Origin of the sequence: Pseudomonas sp. RIT778, assembly GCF_019718735.1 — a bacterium.
GTDB lineage: Bacteria > Pseudomonadota > Gammaproteobacteria > Pseudomonadales > Pseudomonadaceae > Aquipseudomonas > Aquipseudomonas aphyarum.
In genome coordinates this window covers 69,014-84,412 of the sequence record NZ_JAIHBA010000026.1, presented here as the reverse complement: position 1 = coordinate 84,412, position 15,399 = coordinate 69,014, and the positions used below count along the sequence as shown (strand labels likewise).

The 15,399-nt window shown below is 62.2% G+C and carries 14 protein-coding genes; 8 read left to right on the top strand and 6 right to left on the bottom strand.

The genetic code is table 11. From position 1 onward, the window contains the following. Nucleotides 1-34 precede the first annotated feature (34 nt). On the top strand, nucleotides 35-904 hold the full coding sequence (gene tesB / locus K5E37_RS19025) for an acyl-CoA thioesterase II (RefSeq protein ID WP_085608733.1): 870 nt from the start codon (nucleotides 35-37) through the stop codon (nucleotides 902-904). Beyond that, nucleotides 901-1,494: an HAD family hydrolase gene (locus K5E37_RS19020; protein WP_221534826.1), complete on the top strand. Its 594-nt coding sequence runs from the start codon at nucleotides 901-903 to the stop codon at nucleotides 1,492-1,494. Before tesB ends, K5E37_RS19020 begins: the two co-directional genes overlap by 4 nt. Nucleotides 1,495-1,624: 130 nt before the next feature. Here the strand turns inward: K5E37_RS19020 and K5E37_RS19015 are convergent, their stop codons facing one another. The 4 genes from K5E37_RS19015 to K5E37_RS19000 all read right to left on the bottom strand — a co-directional run bounded on the left by K5E37_RS19015 (nucleotide 1,625) and on the right by K5E37_RS19000 (nucleotide 6,210). Next, on the bottom strand, nucleotides 1,625-2,578 hold the full coding sequence (locus K5E37_RS19015) for an alpha/beta fold hydrolase (protein WP_221534825.1): 954 nt from the start codon (nucleotides 2,576-2,578) through the stop codon (nucleotides 1,625-1,627). Beyond that, complete coding sequence (locus K5E37_RS19010) at nucleotides 2,579-3,466, bottom strand: neutral zinc metallopeptidase (RefSeq protein ID WP_039771788.1); 888 nt, start codon at nucleotides 3,464-3,466, stop codon at nucleotides 2,579-2,581. A 190-nt stretch (nucleotides 3,467-3,656) separates the two neighbouring features. Continuing rightward, nucleotides 3,657-4,490 carry an aldo/keto reductase gene (locus K5E37_RS19005; RefSeq protein ID WP_221534824.1) on the bottom strand — a complete coding sequence of 278 codons (834 nt, stop codon included), beginning with the start codon at nucleotides 4,488-4,490 and terminating at the stop codon, nucleotides 3,657-3,659. After that, entirely contained in the window at nucleotides 4,474-6,210 is a 1,737-nt protein-coding gene (locus K5E37_RS19000; protein WP_221534823.1) for an FAD-dependent oxidoreductase, read from the bottom strand. Before K5E37_RS19000 ends, K5E37_RS19005 begins: the two co-directional genes overlap by 17 nt. A 177-nt stretch (nucleotides 6,211-6,387) precedes the next feature. On the opposite strand from K5E37_RS19000, the gene K5E37_RS18995 reads away from it, so the two are divergent. From K5E37_RS18995 to K5E37_RS18980, 4 genes are all read left to right on the top strand, one after another. Then, nucleotides 6,388-7,164 carry an IclR family transcriptional regulator gene (locus K5E37_RS18995; RefSeq protein WP_221534822.1) on the top strand — a complete coding sequence of 259 codons (777 nt, stop codon included), beginning with the start codon at nucleotides 6,388-6,390 and terminating at the stop codon, nucleotides 7,162-7,164. Nucleotides 7,165-7,280: 116 nt separating this feature from the next. Beyond that, nucleotides 7,281-8,342, top strand: coding sequence for a Gfo/Idh/MocA family protein (locus K5E37_RS18990; protein ID WP_221534821.1), 1,062 nt, complete (start codon nucleotides 7,281-7,283; stop codon nucleotides 8,340-8,342). Nucleotides 8,343-8,344: 2 nt separating this feature from the next. Then, nucleotides 8,345-9,160, top strand: a complete 816-nt coding sequence (locus K5E37_RS18985) for a sugar phosphate isomerase/epimerase (protein ID WP_221534820.1) — start codon at nucleotides 8,345-8,347, stop codon at nucleotides 9,158-9,160. Between the two features lie 66 nt (nucleotides 9,161-9,226). Next, complete coding sequence (locus K5E37_RS18980) at nucleotides 9,227-10,105, top strand: DMT family transporter (RefSeq protein WP_007958785.1); 879 nt, start codon at nucleotides 9,227-9,229, stop codon at nucleotides 10,103-10,105. 109 nt (nucleotides 10,106-10,214) lie between these two features. On the opposite strand, the gene K5E37_RS18975 is transcribed toward K5E37_RS18980, so the two are convergent. Continuing rightward, on the bottom strand, nucleotides 10,215-11,552 hold the full coding sequence (locus K5E37_RS18975) for an MFS transporter (RefSeq protein ID WP_007958787.1): 1,338 nt from the start codon (nucleotides 11,550-11,552) through the stop codon (nucleotides 10,215-10,217). Between the two features lie 273 nt (nucleotides 11,553-11,825). Here K5E37_RS18975 and quiC point away from each other — a divergent pair, with 273 nt between their 5' ends. Both quiC and K5E37_RS18965 read left to right on the top strand, forming a co-directional pair. Beyond that, nucleotides 11,826-13,727, top strand: a complete 1,902-nt coding sequence (quiC, locus tag K5E37_RS18970; RefSeq protein ID WP_221534819.1) for a 3-dehydroshikimate dehydratase QuiC — start codon at nucleotides 11,826-11,828, stop codon at nucleotides 13,725-13,727. Nucleotides 13,728-13,829: 102 nt separating this feature from the next. Further along, a complete protein-coding gene (locus tag K5E37_RS18965) occupies nucleotides 13,830-14,507 on the top strand; it encodes a TetR/AcrR family transcriptional regulator (RefSeq protein WP_085608724.1) in 678 nt (225 codons plus the stop codon). Between the two features lie 33 nt (nucleotides 14,508-14,540). Here the strand turns inward: K5E37_RS18965 and K5E37_RS18960 are convergent, their stop codons facing one another. Beyond that, nucleotides 14,541-15,395 (bottom strand): shikimate dehydrogenase, encoded by an 855-nt coding sequence (locus K5E37_RS18960; RefSeq protein ID WP_007958799.1) that lies wholly within the window; start codon nucleotides 15,393-15,395, stop codon nucleotides 14,541-14,543. Nucleotides 15,396-15,399 lie beyond the last annotated feature (4 nt).

The following is a 15,399-nucleotide window of genomic DNA, read 5'->3' as shown; positions in this document are numbered from 1 at the left end:
CTGCGCGGCATTGCTTTGTGTGAGGAGAGTCTGAATGAGCCAAGTGTTGGAAGATCTGGTGGATCTGCTGACCCTCGAACCGATCGAGGAAAACCTGTTCCGTGGTCGCAGCCAGGATCTGGGGTTTCGCCAGTTGTTCGGCGGCCAGGTGCTCGGCCAGTCGCTGTCGGCGGCCAGTCAGACCGTTGAAGAAACGCGTCATGTGCATTCGATGCACGGTTATTTCCTGCGTCCGGGCGATGCCAAGTTGCCGGTGGTCTACTCGGTTGATCGCGTGCGGGACGGCGGCAGTTTCAGCACCCGCCGCGTGACCGCGATCCAGAAGGGCCACCCGATTTTCACTTGCAGCGCTTCGTTCCAGTACGACGAGGAAGGCTTCGAACACCAGAGCCAGATGCCCCAGGTTGTCGGCCCGGAAAACCTGCCGTCGGAGCTGGAACTGACCCAGCAACGCGCGCACCTGATCCCGGAACATATGCGCGAAAAGCTGCTGTGCCCGAAGCCGATCGAAGTGCGCCCGGTCACTGAAAAAGACCCGTACAACCCGCAACCGGCGGATCCGGTCAAGTACGTGTGGTTCCGTGCCGACGGCGCTTTGGCCGATATCCCGGCGCTGCACAAATACCTGCTGGCCTACGCCTCGGACTTCGGCCTGCTGACCACCTCGATGCTGCCGCACGGCAAATCGGTCTGGCAGAAAGACATGCAGGTCGCCAGCCTCGACCACGCGTTGTGGTTCCACAATGACCTGCGCGCCGATGACTGGTTGCTCTACGCCATGGACAGTCCGTGGGCCGGCAACTCGCGCGGGTTCTCCCGGGGCAGCGTGTTCAACCGCGCCGGGCAACTGGTGGCGTCGGTGACCCAGGAAGGCCTGATCCGTCATCGCAAGGACTGGGCATGAGTCTGGCGGATGTGCGGCACTGGGTGTTCGACATGGACGGCACCCTGACCGTCGCCGTGCACGACTTCGCGGCGATCCGCGTGGCGCTGTCGATCCCGCCGGAGGACGACATCCTCACCCATCTCGCGGCATTGCCCGCCGAGGAAGCAGCGGCGAAACATGCGTGGCTGCTGGAGCATGAGCGCGATCTGGCGCTCGGCTCGACCCCGGCGGTCGGCGCGGTAGAGCTGGTGCGTAATCTGCACGCGCGGGGTTACCGCCTGGGCATCCTGACCCGCAATGCGCGGGAGCTGGCCCATGTGACGCTGGAGGCCATCGGCCTGGCCGACTGTTTTGCGGTGGAGGATGTGCTGGGTCGCGATGAAGCACAGCCAAAACCGCATCCCGGTGGCCTGCTGAAACTGGCCGAGGCCTGGCAAGTGCCGGTGAGCGAGATGGTGATGGTCGGTGATTACCGGTTTGATCTTGATTGCGGTCGGGCAGCGGGCACGCACACGGTGCTGGTGAACCTGCCGGACAATCCGTGGCCGGAGCTGACCGACTGGCATGCGAAGGATTGTGTGGAGTTGCGGCGAATGTTGTTCGCCTGAGGCCTGCATTGTCTGCACGGATGCCTTCGCGAGCAAGCCCGCTCCCACAGGGAAACGCATTCCAAATGTGGGAGCGGCGGTGCGACGACTCGACTTGCTCGCGAAGAGGCCAGACCATCCACCCAACAACTTATTGCTCGAATAGTGCTTTCTGGCCTTCCGGCGAGGTCAGCATGCCGTCGCCGTTATGCCCGACGCCGGGCACTTCGATCAGGCGCTGATTGACCCCTTCAGGGTGACGACGCAGCAAGTAACTGAAAAACAGCTTCCCGCGTTCCAGTCGATAAGCCCCCTGCGCTTTGGCGGCGCAGCTCTTGTCCAGCGCCGGGTGTTGCGGGTCGGTGTCCTGCTGGCCCAGCAGATAAATCACCTCGCGTTTGACGTAACGGCCTTCAAGCTGCGCGGGCGTTTGCCCACCCGAGTAGATCGGCGGGTCCACCAGACCGTACTTCCAGCGATTGAAACCGGGGCACTTGGCATGATCGAAGGCCACCGGACGTTGCTCATTGAAGTACGCGTAGGACGACGGGTTGGCGACTACATAACGCAAGCGAATGCCTTCGGTCTTGAGCGCCGGTTGTTCCTGAGCCAGCAGCGCATAACGCTGCACCACCTGGGCGCCGCCGGAGTGGCCGAAGATCACGATCTGCTTCACGTCCGGAAACTGCTTGCGATCGCTCAGCCGCGCGACGATTTCGTCCAGTGCGGCGTAGGAACTCAGCGGATTCGGCCCTGTGGATAACCCGCCGCCCATCCAGTCGTTGCCTTGCCAGCGCAGCACGCTGGCGGGTAACGAGTAGAGCGACACGTCGCTTTCGTTGAGAAACTGCGGGGCGATCACCAAGGTGTTGGCGGTTTGCCCGGCCAGTTCCGCCGCGACTTCGCCGCTTTTGCGATAGGTCTCGGCGTTGCGCAGACGGCCATGAATGACGATCAGCACGCGCTCGATTTTCGCCGGCGCCGGGCCGATGCCCACCGCCATTTCGCCGGCCTGCAATTGCAGGCGCCCGGGACTGATTGCGTCGACGCCGGCCGCTTGGGCGGTGCCGCCGATGAACAGTAAAGCCAACAGCCATTTATGCATTTACAGGTTTTTCGCCGCAAAGGTATCGCACTGGCCGACCTGGCCCTGGGCGAATCCGGTTTTGAACCAGCGCACCCTTTGCGCCGACGTACCGTGAGTAAACGAGTCCGGCACCACACGGCCCTGACCCTGTTGTTGCAGGCGATCATCACCGATGGCGTTCGCTGCGTTCAAGGCTTCTTCGATGTCACCCGGTTCCAGCCAGTTCAGGCGTTTCTGCGCGTTGTAGGCCCAGACCCCGGCCAGACAATCGGCTTGCAGTTCCTGACGCACCAGCAGACCACCGTCGCCTTCCATCTGCCGGCCTTGCTGGCGGGCTGTCTGAATTTTCGCCGAGACGCCGAGAAGCGTCTGCACATGGTGTCCGACTTCGTGAGCGATCACGTAGGCCTGGGCGAAGTCGCCGGCGGCCTTGAAGCGCTGGGCCATTTCCTGGAAGAACGCCATGTCCAGATAGACTTTCTGGTCCGCCGGGCAATAGAACGGGCCGGTGGCCGAGGTCGCCAGACCGCAGGCGGAATTGACCCGGTTGCTGAACAGTACCAGGGTCGGATCTTTATATTGCCGGCCGGCCTGCTGGAAGATTGCGCCCCAGGTGTCTTCGGTGTCGCCGAGGATCGAGCGCACGAATTCGGCCTGTTCATCGTTGGCCGGCGGTGCCTGACGGGTTTGCGAAGTAGGAGCCGATTGTTCGGTCATCTGCCCGGTGAGCTGGCCGAGGATCTGCAGCGGGTCCTGCCCGGTGATCCAGCCGATGCCGACGATCAGCAGGATCGCCCCGAGGCTCAGGCCCTTGCCTCCGCCGAAGCGCATGCCCCCACCACCGCCCATGTCATCGCCACGGGCGTCGACGACGTTGTCACTGCGTCGGCCTTTTTTCCATAGCATGTGGGAATCCTCTGTCTGATCGTGGTGATGAGTGTTGCTGGTGTGTGAGTGTGGCGCCAGTCCGGTCGTCCGTCTATTCGTACACACGCACAAAGGCCCGGCCTCGGGGTGACGAGGTCGGGCCTGTTATTGACGAGCGCGAGCGCCGGGAATTCAATCCGCCGGCGGTTTTCTTTCGCCGGGTCAGATTTTAGCGGTCGAAGGCATCCCATACCGGCGCGAAGTCCGGGCTGACCTGACGTTCGCGCTTGGACAACGCAGCGATCAGCGCCCGGTCGTCGTCATCCAGTTTGACATTCAGCGAGGCCAGGTTGGCCAGTTGATTGGTCTTGCTGCTGGCCTTGGGAATCGCCGCGACGTTGTCCTGATCCAGCAGCCACTTCAGCGCCACTTGAGTCGGCAGCACGCCGTGTTTTTCAGCGATCTGCTGAATCTGAGGAACCTCCGAGACCTTGTTGCGTGCCAGCGGCGTGTAGGCCGTCAGCGCCAGATCGTGTTGACGGGCGTAGTCGAGCAGGGCGTTTTGTCCGAGCAGGACGTGGTACTCGACCTGAATCGCTGACAGAGGAATTCCGTATTCCTCGACGACTTTGCGCAGCAGCGGCAGCGGAAAATTCGCCACGCCGATGTTGCGAGCCAGCCCCTGTTCCTTGAACGACGCGAGGGTTTCGAGGGTGCGCGGCAAATCCCAGTCGGTGGTCGGCCAATGGATCATGAACAGGTCGACGTACTCGCTGCGCAACGCCTTGAGGCTGCGCTCCAGCGAGTGACGCATGGCATCCGGTTGCAACTGGTCCCACCAGACCTTGGTGGTGACGTGGATCTGCTCGCGGGGTGTCGGCGTATTCGCCAGCGCCTGTCCGACTGCGTCTTCGTTGTTGTAGGCCGCCGCCGTGTCGATGTGTCGGTAACCGAGTTCCAGGGCTTGCTCCACGGCGCGGGTGCACTCGTCGCCGAGCATCGGCCAGGTGCCGAGGCCGAGTTTTGGCAGGTTCAGTCCTTGTCTGTTAACGATGTGCTGCATGGTCGATCTCCTGTTCGAAAGCCGTGACGCCCGCCATGTGCCGGGCTGCGATGTAACCGAAAGTCAACGCCGGGCCGAGGTTGATCCCGCCCGCCGGATAATGCCCGCCCATGATGCTGGCCATGTCGCCACCGGCGGCGTAGAGCCCGGTGATGGGCCGGTCTTCGGCGTCGAGCACTTGCGCGTGCGGATTGACCTTGAGCCCGGCGAAGGTGCCGAAACAGCCCGGCTGCACCTTCACCGCGTAGAACGGGCCTTGTTCGATAGGCGCCACGCACGGGTTGGGTTGTTGCGCGGGATCGCCCTGTTTGCGGTTGTACGGGGTCGAGCCGCGACCGAACAGCGGGTCTTCGCCGTGCCGGGCATGGTCGTTGTATTCATGGAGAGTGGCGCGTAAGCCGTTCGGATCGATGCCGCATGCGGTGGCCAATTCCTCAAGGGTATTGCCGGATTTCAGATAGCCGCTGCGGATAAAACCTGACACCGGCACCGGAAACGGCCGAGACATGCCGAGCCCATAACGCCGCTGGAACGCGCGGGTGCAGATCAGCCAGGACGCAACCTCTTCGCCTTCGGGAGCTGCAGCGACCATGGCGCTGACATAGTCGTAATAGCCGTTGGCTTCGTTGACGAAGCGCTGGCCGTTGCGCAGCACGCCGATGACGCCCGGTTTGCCGCGTTCGATGATGTGTGGGAAATGGCCGATGCTGCCGTCGGAATGCGGCACTTGCGAGACCGGCGCCCACGCCACAGGCGAGGCCACATCGGTGTTGACCCGGCCCCCGACGGTTTCTCCCAGTCGCAGGCCGTCGCCATTAACACCCAAGGGTGGCAGCGCCCAATGTTCATGACCGGTGGGCGTGCGAGGGAACAAGGCCTTGCGCCGCTCGATGTCGTTGGCAAATCCGCCAGCGGCGAGCACCACGGCTTTGCGGGCATGGACAATAACCGGGCCTTTTGTGGTGTTCACGCGAGCGCCGGTGATGCGTGATTCGTCGCGCAGCAGTTCGGTCACTGGCGCCGATTCCCACAGCAGTACGCCGAGGTCTTCGGCGGATTTCGCCAGCCTCGCCACCAGCGCCACACCGTTGACCAGTTGCATCGCCCGACCGTACAGCGCCAGGTCCAGCAGGTGGCGAGTGAAACGCCGGGTCACGTGCCAGGCCGCCGACAACGAGCGAGTCAGATTGAGAAACGCCGACAGGTCCGCACCCGCCATGATCGGCATGCCCATGAACGATGTTTCGCGCATCGTTGTACGAAGACGCTTTAGCAGGCGCCCGACCTTTCGTCCGTCGTAGGGAGCGGCAATCACCGAGCGTCCGCCGGTGCCGGCGCCCGGTGTTTCGCCGTGGATGTCGGCGATGGCGTTGCCGTCGGCAAATTGCAGGGCGGTGTGCTGCTCGAAAAACGCCACCATGCGCGGGCCGGCTTCAAGGAAGGCGTCGATCATGGCCGGGTCGTAGTGCTCGCCGAGTTCGTGGCGCAGATAGGTGCGCGGCAATTCCACGTCTTCCACGATCCCGGCGCGCCGGGCCAGCGGATTGCACGGCACCCACGCCCAGCCGCCGGACCAGGCGGTGGCGCCGCCGAACACCGGATCCTTTTCCACCACGATGACCTTCAAGCCATGCCAGGCGGCGGTGACGGCGGCCGACAAACCGGCGGCGCCGGAGCCGACCACCAGAACGTCGCAGTCGATATCGGGAAGGGCAGACATCAGCAAGGGCTCCAGCAATCAGTTGTTTTTAGAATCATGTTCCAGAAAATAACCAGTGCGGGCGAAGCAGATCAACCGACTGACGCGCAAAGTGGGCGGTTATCGGACGTCGGATTCCAGATTTCGCATTCCTCGGGATGTCTTCTAGAATCGGCGAAATTTCACCGAGAGCGCACCATGGCCGGCAGTCAAATCGAACGGGTTTTCAGCGTGCTGGAAAGCCTCACCAGTGATCCGCGCGGGCTGCCGATGCAGACCCTGGCCGAGCAACTGGACATTCCGAAGAGCGCGACGCACCGCCTGCTCGCCGAGCTGATCCGCCTGGGATACGTGCGGCAGAACCCGGAGACGTTGCGTTATCACCTGTCGACCAAACTGGTTGCGATGGGCTTTCAGTATCTGTCGAGCAGCGGTGCCGACATCGTGCAGCCAGTGCTCGATCGGCTGGCCCAGGAAACCGGTGAGCTGGTGCGTCTGGGGGTGATCGACGGCGAGCGCCAGACCTGGATTGCCAAGGCCCAGGGCGCCCGCACCGGTCTGCGTTACGACCCGGACATGGGCCGCGATGCGCCGCTGTTCTACACCGCGTCGGGGCATGCGTGGCTGGCGTGCATGAGCGACGCCGAGGCTTTGTCGCTGGTCGAACGCCAGGGCGCGGAGGTGCCGGTGGATATCGGGCCCAACGCGCCGCGCTCCAATATTGAACTGCTCGAACGCCTGCGCGTGGCCCGCGAACAGGGCTATGCCTGTGTGGAAGAAAGCTCGGCGGTCGGCACTTCGGCGATTGCTGCGGTGGTGAAACATCCCGCCGATGGCCGGGTGATCGGCGTGCTCAGCATCGCCGGGCCAAGCGCACGGATGCCGGGGGCGCGATTGCATGAACTGGCGCCACTGTTGCTGACGTTTACCGAGGAATTGTCGGCGGCCAGCCCGGCCTCGGAGTTGTTCGTTTAAGCAAAGCTGTGCGCTGTTCGCCCACTTTTCAGTCGGGCGGGTGTGAGAATCTGGAACCGGGTTCTAAATTGTTGGTGGAGTGAGTTTTCCCACAACAATCACAAGAGGATCACACCTTGAACCCGCCCCTTCGAATCGCCCTGATCGGCGCCGGTAACATGGGCCAGCAACATTACCGGCACCTGAAAAATCTCACTGAGGCCACGTTATGCGCCGTGGCCGATCCCGGCCCTCAGGCACCGGCCCTGGCGGCGGAGTGGGGTGTGGCGTATTTCGTCGATCACCGTCAGATGCTGGAGCAGAACCGGCCAGACGCAGTCATCGTCGCCAATCCGAATAATCAGCACGTCAGCACCGCGCTGGATTGCCTGGCCGCTGGTGTTCCGGTGTTGCTGGAAAAACCGGTGGGCGTAAACCTGGATGAAGCGCGGGAACTGGTGGCAGCGGTGAAGCGCAGCGGCGTGCCGGTGTTGGTCGGTCATCATCGGCGGCACAATCCGTTGATCGTGCGGGCCCATGAACTGGTCAAGGAGGGAGCGCTGGGACGGCTGACTCTGGTGACTGCGTTGTTCCAGCTGCGCAAGCCTGACCAGTATTTCGAAACCGCGTGGCGGCGCGAAGAGGGCGCGGGCATGCTGTTGACCAATCTGATCCACGACCTCGATCTACTGCGTCATCTGTGCGGTGAAGTGCGTTCGGTGCAGGCAATCACCGACCGTTCGGTGCGCGGTTTTGCCAATGAAGACAGCGCGGCGATCCTGCTGCAATTCGATGGCGGAGCACTGGGCAGCCTGACCGGTTCCGATGCGGTGGCGGCTCCATGGAGCTGGGAGTTGAACTCCGGGGAGAACCCGGTCTATCCGCGTCAGGCCGATCAGCCGTGCTATTTGCTGACGGGAACGGGCGGGGCTTTGAGTATTCCGCAACTCAAGCGCTGGCATTACAGCGCCGAGCAGGTGGACGCCGGTTGGCATGAGCCGTTGCTCTCGGTCGACGAACCGTTCACGCCTGACGAAGCCCTGCGATTGCAGTTGCAGCATTTCGTCCGCGTGGCGCGACGGGAGGTTGAACCGCTGGTGAGTGCCGCCGATGCCGCCCGCACCCTGGCGCTGGTCGAGGCCATCCGTGAAGCAGCGGCCAGCGGTCGCGCCACTGAACCTGCGCAGATCGAGGCCTGAACATGAGCGAACGAATTCTGTCCCTGGCCAGCCTGACCGTGCTGGAGTTGTCGCCACCCGAGATGGTCGAGGTCGCCGCCCGTGCCGGTTACAGCCATGTCGGCCTGCGTCTGGAGCCGGCGACGCCCGAGGAATATCACTTTCCGCTGGTAGCCGATGGCGATTTGCGGCGTCAGACACTGGCGCGTATGCGTGACACCGGAATCGGCGTGCTCGACGTGGAAATCCTTCGATTGAAGCCGCAGACAGTGTTCGCGGATTTCGAGCCACTGCTCAGCGTCGGCGCGGAGTTCGGCGCCAGTGAATTGCTGGTCGCCGGTAACGATCCCGACGAACAGCGACTCACCGATAATTTCGCGGCACTGTGCGATCTGGCGGCGCCCTACGGTTTGCACCCGCATCTGGAGTTCATGCCGTGGACCGATGCGCGCAATCTCGAGCAAGCGTTGCGCATCGTCGACAACGCCGGGCGCGAAAACGGGGCGGTGTTGGTCGATGCGTTTCACTTCGACCGTTCCGGATCGCGGCTGGAAGATCTGGTCGGTGTGCCAGCCTCGCGGCTGCGCTATGCACAGTTGTGCGATGTTGCCGGGCCGAGGCCGACGGACATGGCCGAGATCTTGCGTCAGGCCCGCAATGAACGACGGTTTCCCGGCGAGGGCGATTGTGACTTGATCGGCTTGTTGCGCAGTCTTCCGGCTAACCTTCCCCTGAGTCTGGAAATTCCCACGGTCAAATTGCTGGAGCAGGGCGTGAGTGGTTTGCAGCGGGCGCAAATGGCAATCGACCGGACGCGGGAATTGTTGGCCCGGCTTTAAGTCTGCTTCAAGGGGCGAGGGCGCCTGCGTCCTTGTCACCGTTTATTTTTCATTCAGAGAGAGCCAATGACCGTCAGCACTCCGCTTTCCGGCGTCAACCAACCCTTCAAGGGGATCTTGCTGATTGTCGTGGCAACCTTCCTGTTCTCCAGCCACGACGCGCTGTCGAAATACCTTTCGGGTTTTTATCCGATCGTCATGGTGGTGTGGGCGCGGTATCTGGTGCACACGCTGCTGATGGCGGGGATTTTCCTGCCGCAGTCCGGGCTGCGCGTGCTGCGCACCAAGCGCCCGTTGTGGCAGTTGGCGCGGGCGCTTTGTCTGCTGGGCACCAGCCTGTTTTTCACCACAGCGTTGCTGTACATCCCGCTGGCCGAGGCCACGGCGGTCAACTTTCTTGCGCCGGTGCTGGTGACGGCGCTGTCGGTGCCGTTGCTCAAGGAACGGGTGACGCGCGGTCAGTGGATCGCGGTGGTGTGCGGGTTTATCGGTGTGCTGATCATCGTCCATCCGGGCGGTGACTTGTTCACCCCAGCGATTCTGTTGCCGTTCTGCTCGGCGCTGTTTTTCTGCTTCTATCAGTTGCTCACCCGCAAGCTCGCGGAAATCGACAGCCCGACCACCAGCAACTTTTTCGCCGGGTTGTGCAACACGCTGGTGATGAGTGCGCTGGTGCCGTTCTTCTGGCAGGTGCCGAGCCTGGGGCATGCGCTGTTGATGCTGGCGCTGGGCAGTTGCGGAATGACCGCGCACCTGTTTCTGACCCAGGCGTTCCGCCATGCTGCGCCGGCGTTGCTGGCGCCGTTCGGTTATTGCCAGATCGTGTTTGCGGGGCTGTTGGGCTGGTTACTGTTTGCTCACACGCCGACCCTGATGACCGTGATCGGGATCGCGGTGATCTGTTGCAGCGGGCTGGCGGCAGCGTGGCAGCAGAGCCGGCGCTGAAAACCACTGTGGGAGTGAGCTTGCTCACGAAGGCGGTGTGTCATTCAACGTCAGTGCTGAATGTCAGTCCGCATTCGCGAGCAAGCTCGCTCCCACAAGGAGGGGCAGGTTACTCAGTGACGGTAGGAATCTTGCGCGGTGCCATGAAGTACATCCAGGTCAGCGCGATGAAGTACATCGCCGGGATCAGGGTGAACAGCACGGTGTAGTTGTTGTTGGTGACGGTCAGGATATGGCCGACGATCTGGGTCATGAACATCCCGCCGATCGCGGCGCACATGCCGCCGAAACCGAACACCGTACTCATCATGTGCTTGGGCGTGTAGTCCATCACCAGGCTCCAGATGTTGGCGGTCCAGGCCTGATGCGCGCCGATGGCCAGGGAAATGGCGGCGACTGCGATCCACAGGTTGGCGGAGCCGGCGGCCATGACCACACCGATGATGCAGCAGGCGAACAGGAACATCGACAGCAGGCGCGCCTTGATCGAGTTCATACCGCGACCGATCAGGAACGAAGACAGAATCCCGCCGCCCACGCTGCCGAAGTCGGCGGTGACGTAGATGATGATCAGCGGAATGCCCATCTGGGTGACGTTGATGCCCAGGTTGTATTGCTGATTGAGAAACGGCGGCAGCCAGTACAGGTAGAACCAGAACACCGGCGCGGTCAGCGAGTAGGCGAGGGCGAAGGCCCAGGTGCCGCGCATCCGCAGGATTTTCGAGAACGGCACGCGGGCCTGTTCCGGTTCGACTTCTTTCTGGATGTATTCCAGCTCCGACTGTTTAACGCTCGGGTGATCTTCCGGGTTGAAATACTTCAGGCCCCAAAACAGCAGCCAGATCCCGCCCAGTGCCGACATGCACAGGAACGCAGCCTGCCAGCCCCACACGTGAAGGATCAGCGGCAGCAGCATCGGGGTGAACATCGCGCCGACGTTGGTGCCGGCGTTGAAGATGCCGGTGGCCACGGCGCGCTCGCCGGCCGGGAACCACAGCCGCGTGGTCTTCACGCAGGCCGGGTAATTGGCCGCTTCGGTCAGGCCGAGGATGAACCGGCAGACCATGAAGCCTACTGCCGAGGTCGCCAGGCCGTGGGCGCCGGTGGCCAGGCTCCAGAGCAGCACCGCGCAGAAGAACACGCGCTTGACGCCGACCCGGTCGATCAGCCGTCCTTGCAGTACGAAGCCGATCGCGTAGCCGACCTGAAACCAGAAGTTGATGTTGGCGTAGTCCATCGCCGTCCAGCTCATTTCCTTGGCGAGGATCGGCTGCATGACGCCGAGGGCGGCGCGGTCGATGTAGTTCAGGGTGGTGGCGAAAAACACCAGCGCCAGCATGCCCCAACGGGTCTTGCCGACGGCCATGGCGCCGCGGATCTTGTCGCCGATGCCACCCGTGGCAGTGCTCATGGCCGGAGCCATGCGGGAAGTCTGTGAAGGAATCATGTGTTCCACCCGTTTTTGGATTTGTTATTTGGTGTGCTTTTTTTGTGCACGCTGCGACCGGTGGTTCAGTTCCGGACTCAAGGTGAGATGGATGTTGGGCAGTGGACGAAAAATCGTCAATTCGCCAAACCGGCATTGTGTTCGATAATCGCACGCAAAACTAACCGGGTAGTACACTTTAAATTGCTCAATGATAAACCGGGACCAATAATTCGCTCACCCTATAAAAGCGGCGCAATTTTCGTAGCCGACGTCTCCACCGGGAGTTGAAACATGCAGCGATCCATTGCCACCGTCTCCTTGAGCGGAACCCTGCCGGAAAAACTCGAAGCCATTGCCGCCGCCGGGTTCGACGGGGTGGAGATTTTCGAGAACGATCTTCTGTATTACGACGGCAGCCCCCGGGAAATCCGGCAGATGTGCGCCGACCTCGGAATCGCCATCACGCTGTTTCAGCCGTTCCGCGATTTCGAAGGCTGCCGCCGTGATCGTCTGGACCGCAACCTGGAGCGAGCCGAGCGCAAATTCGACCTGATGCAGGAACTGGGCACCGACCTGGTGCTGGTCTGCAGCAACGCCTCCCCCGACAGTATTGGCGATCAACAGATTCTCATCGACGACCTGCGCCTGCTGGCCGAACACGCTGGCGCCCGTGGCTTGCGCATCGGTTATGAAGCGCTGGCCTGGGGCCGTCACGTCAATACTTATCAACAGGTCTGGGACATCGTGCGTCAGGCCGATCACCCGGCCCTCGGCGTGTTGCTCGACAGCTTCCATACCTTGTCGCTAAAGGGCGATCCACGGGCGATTGCCGAGATTCCCGGCGACAAGATTTTCTTCGTGCAGATGGCCGACGCGCCGATCCTGGCGATGGACGTGCTGGAGTGGAGCCGGCATTTCCGCTGCTTCCCGGGGCAGGGCGAATTCGATCTGCCGGGTTTCCTCGCGCCAATCATCCAGAGTGGCTACACCGGGCCACTGTCGCTGGAAATCTTCAACGACGGCTTCCGCGCCGCACCGCCTCGGGCCAATGCGGCCGACGGTCTGCGTTCGCTGCTGTACCTGGAGGAGAAAACCCGCCAGCGTCTGGAGCAGGAAATCCGCCCTGTGGATAACCGCGACATCCTCTTCGAAACGCCGAAGGCCAGCGAATACAACGGCATCGAGTTTCTTGAGTTCGCCGTGGATGAAAGCCTCGGCGCCAAGTTGTCGAACTGGCTGGAGCGGCTGGGGTTCGTCAAGGCTGGGCAGCATCGTTCCAAGAGCGTCAGCCTGTTGCGGCAGGGCGATATCAACCTGATCCTCAACTCCGAACCCTATTCGTTCGGCCACAGCTTTTTCGAGGCCCACGGCCCGTCACTGTGCGCTACTGCCGTGCGGGTCAAGGACAGCGCCAGCGCGCTGGCCCGGGCCGTCGCTTATAAAGGTCAGCCGTATCGCGGACTGGTCGGCCCCAACGAGCTGGAACTGGCAGCGGTGCGGGCGCCGGACGGCAGCCTGATTTATCTGGTGGATCAGGAGGCAGATGTCTACGGCACCGATTTCAATCTGCTGCCGGATGCGGTAGCGCGTGGCGGCCTCAAGCGCATCGATCACATGGCCATGGCGCTGCCGGCGGACAGCCTCGACAGCTGGGTGCTGTTCTACAAGAGCCTGCTGGATTTCGAGGCCGATGACGAAGTGGTGCTGCCGGATCCGTACGGTCTGGTGAAGAGCCGCGCGTTGCGTAGCCGCGACAGTTCGATCCGTCTGCCGCTGAACATTTCCGAGAACCGCAACACCGCGATCTCACACGCGCTGTCGAGTTATCGCGGCTCCGGGGTGCATCACATCGCCTTCGATTGCGACGATATCTTCGCCGAAGTCAGCCGGGCTAAAGAGGCGGGCGTGCCGTTGCTGGATATCCCGCTGAACTATTACGACGACCTGGCGGCGCGCTTCGATTTCGATGACGAGTTCCTCAGCGAGCTGGCGTACTACAACGTGCTGTACGACCGCGATGCACAGGGCGGCGAGTTGTTCCACGTCTACACCGAGCCGTTCGAAGGGCGTTTCTTCTTCGAGATCATCCAGCGCAAGAACGGTTACGCGGGTTATGGCGCGGCTAACGTCGCGGTGCGGCTGGCGGCGATGGCCAAATCACGCAGTGGCGCGGTTCGCCAGGCCAAGTTGTAGGAAATTCGTAAACGCGGGATTAAACACGGGTCGCGCGGCTTCCTTCACTGGGGCGCGCGGCCCATAATCGCCAGCCTGTGCAGTGATGGCCGTGAGCCCGCAATGACGATGACTTCAGAACTTTCCGCAGCCCCCGATCTACCAGCGGTAGAGCCGCGCAAAAGTCGCAAGAACAACCCGGAAAAGACCCGCGAGAATATCCTGCAGGAGGCGATCGTCGAGTTCGTCCAGCAGGGTCTGTCCGGTGCTCGCGTGGACGCGATCGCCGAGCGCATCCACACCTCCAAGCGCATGATCTATTACTACTTCGGCAGCAAGGAGCAGTTGTACGTCGAGGTGCTGGAGAAGCTCTACGGCGATATCCGCAGCACCGAAAACCGCTTGCACCTGGCCGAATTGCCGCCGGTGGAAGCGATCCGGCGTCTGGTGGAGTTCACCTTCGATCACCACGATCGCAACGTCGATTTCGTGCGGATCGTCAGCATCGAAAACATCCACAACGCCGAGTACGTGAAGCGTTCCGACGCGATCAAGGCGATGAACAACACCATCCTCGATTCCTTGGGCGAGATTCTGCGTCGTGGTGCCGATGAAGGGGTTTTCCGCGCCGGGCTCGACGCGCTGGACGTGCATCTGCTGATCAGTTCGTTCTGCTTCTATCGCGTGTCGAACCGCCACACGTTCGGTGAGATCTTTCAGATCGACCTGCCGGACGAAAGCATCAAGCAGCGTCATCGCGAGATGATTTGCGAGTCGGTGCTGCGTTACCTGCAGGCGTGACCGAAGTCGAGGGGGCGTCGCCCCCTCACGGTTTTATCCATTCATGCTTTGAAAATGCGCGAGCATTCGCTGCGCATCCGGCACTCTGCCACTGAACAGCTCAAACGCCTTCACCGCCTGAAACACCGCCATATTGCCGCCATCCAGGGTTCGGCAACCCAGGGCGCGGGCGTTGCGCAGCAGTTCGGTTTCCAGCGGGAAATACACGATCTCCGCTACCCACAACTCAGGCCGCAGCAATTCCGTCGGCACGGGCATGCCTGGCAATTTGGCCATGCCCATCGGCGTGGTGTTTACCAGACCATTCGCCTGACTTAGTGTGCTCGCCAGATCATGCCCGGCAATCGCCCGGCCAGCGCCGAAATGCTGGTTGAGATTGTTGGCCAGGCTTTCGGCGCGCTCCACGTCCACATCAAAAATGCTCAGTTGCTGTACGCCTTCGCTCAACAAGGCGTGGGCCACTGCCGCGCCTGCGCCACCGGCGCCCATCTGGACTACACGTTCGCGTGCGACGTCTGGCAGGCCGCGACGAAAACCCTCTGCGAAACCCAGGCAATCGGTGTTGTGTCCGATGCGTTTGCCGTCCTTCAGCACCACCGTGTTCACGGCGCCGATGCCTCGGGCTTCCGGAGACAATTCATCGAGCAGCGGGATGATCGCCTGCTTGCACGGGAAGGTGATGTTCAGCCCGGTGTAATTCATGCGTTCGGCGGCCAGCAGCAGGTCGGGCAGGGCGTTGCTGTCCAGTTGCAGTTGATCGAGATCGATCAAGCGGTACAGGTAACGCAGGCCCTGTTCGTCACCTTCGTGTTCATGCAGCGCCGGGGTGCGGGAGGCCTGGATGCCGGCGCCGATCAGCCCGGCGAGTATCACGTTGTTGCGGTTCATACGG

What these genes read in the sequence shown, in the direction of transcription:
- tesB (WP_085608733.1), top strand. Translation starts at nt 35, where the DNA reads ATGAGCCAAGTGTTGGAAGATCTGGTGGATCTGCTGACCCTCGAACCG.
- K5E37_RS19020 (WP_221534826.1), top strand. Translation starts at nt 901, where the DNA reads ATGAGTCTGGCGGATGTGCGGCACTGGGTGTTCGACATGGACGGCACC.
- K5E37_RS19015 (WP_221534825.1), bottom strand. Translation starts at nt 2,578, where the DNA reads ATGCATAAATGGCTGTTGGCTTTACTGTTCATCGGCGGCACCGCCCAA.
- K5E37_RS19010 (WP_039771788.1), bottom strand. Translation starts at nt 3,466, where the DNA reads ATGCTATGGAAAAAAGGCCGACGCAGTGACAACGTCGTCGACGCCCGT.
- K5E37_RS19005 (WP_221534824.1), bottom strand. Translation starts at nt 4,490, where the DNA reads ATGCAGCACATCGTTAACAGACAAGGACTGAACCTGCCAAAACTCGGC.
- K5E37_RS19000 (WP_221534823.1), bottom strand. Translation starts at nt 6,210, where the DNA reads ATGTCTGCCCTTCCCGATATCGACTGCGACGTTCTGGTGGTCGGCTCC.
- K5E37_RS18995 (WP_221534822.1), top strand. Translation starts at nt 6,388, where the DNA reads ATGGCCGGCAGTCAAATCGAACGGGTTTTCAGCGTGCTGGAAAGCCTC.
- K5E37_RS18985 (WP_221534820.1), top strand. Translation starts at nt 8,345, where the DNA reads ATGAGCGAACGAATTCTGTCCCTGGCCAGCCTGACCGTGCTGGAGTTG.
- K5E37_RS18980 (WP_007958785.1), top strand. Translation starts at nt 9,227, where the DNA reads ATGACCGTCAGCACTCCGCTTTCCGGCGTCAACCAACCCTTCAAGGGG.
- K5E37_RS18975 (WP_007958787.1), bottom strand. Translation starts at nt 11,552, where the DNA reads ATGATTCCTTCACAGACTTCCCGCATGGCTCCGGCCATGAGCACTGCC.
- quiC (WP_221534819.1), top strand. Translation starts at nt 11,826, where the DNA reads ATGCAGCGATCCATTGCCACCGTCTCCTTGAGCGGAACCCTGCCGGAA.
- K5E37_RS18965 (WP_085608724.1), top strand. Translation starts at nt 13,830, where the DNA reads ATGACGATGACTTCAGAACTTTCCGCAGCCCCCGATCTACCAGCGGTA.
- K5E37_RS18960 (WP_007958799.1), bottom strand. Translation starts at nt 15,395, where the DNA reads ATGAACCGCAACAACGTGATACTCGCCGGGCTGATCGGCGCCGGCATC.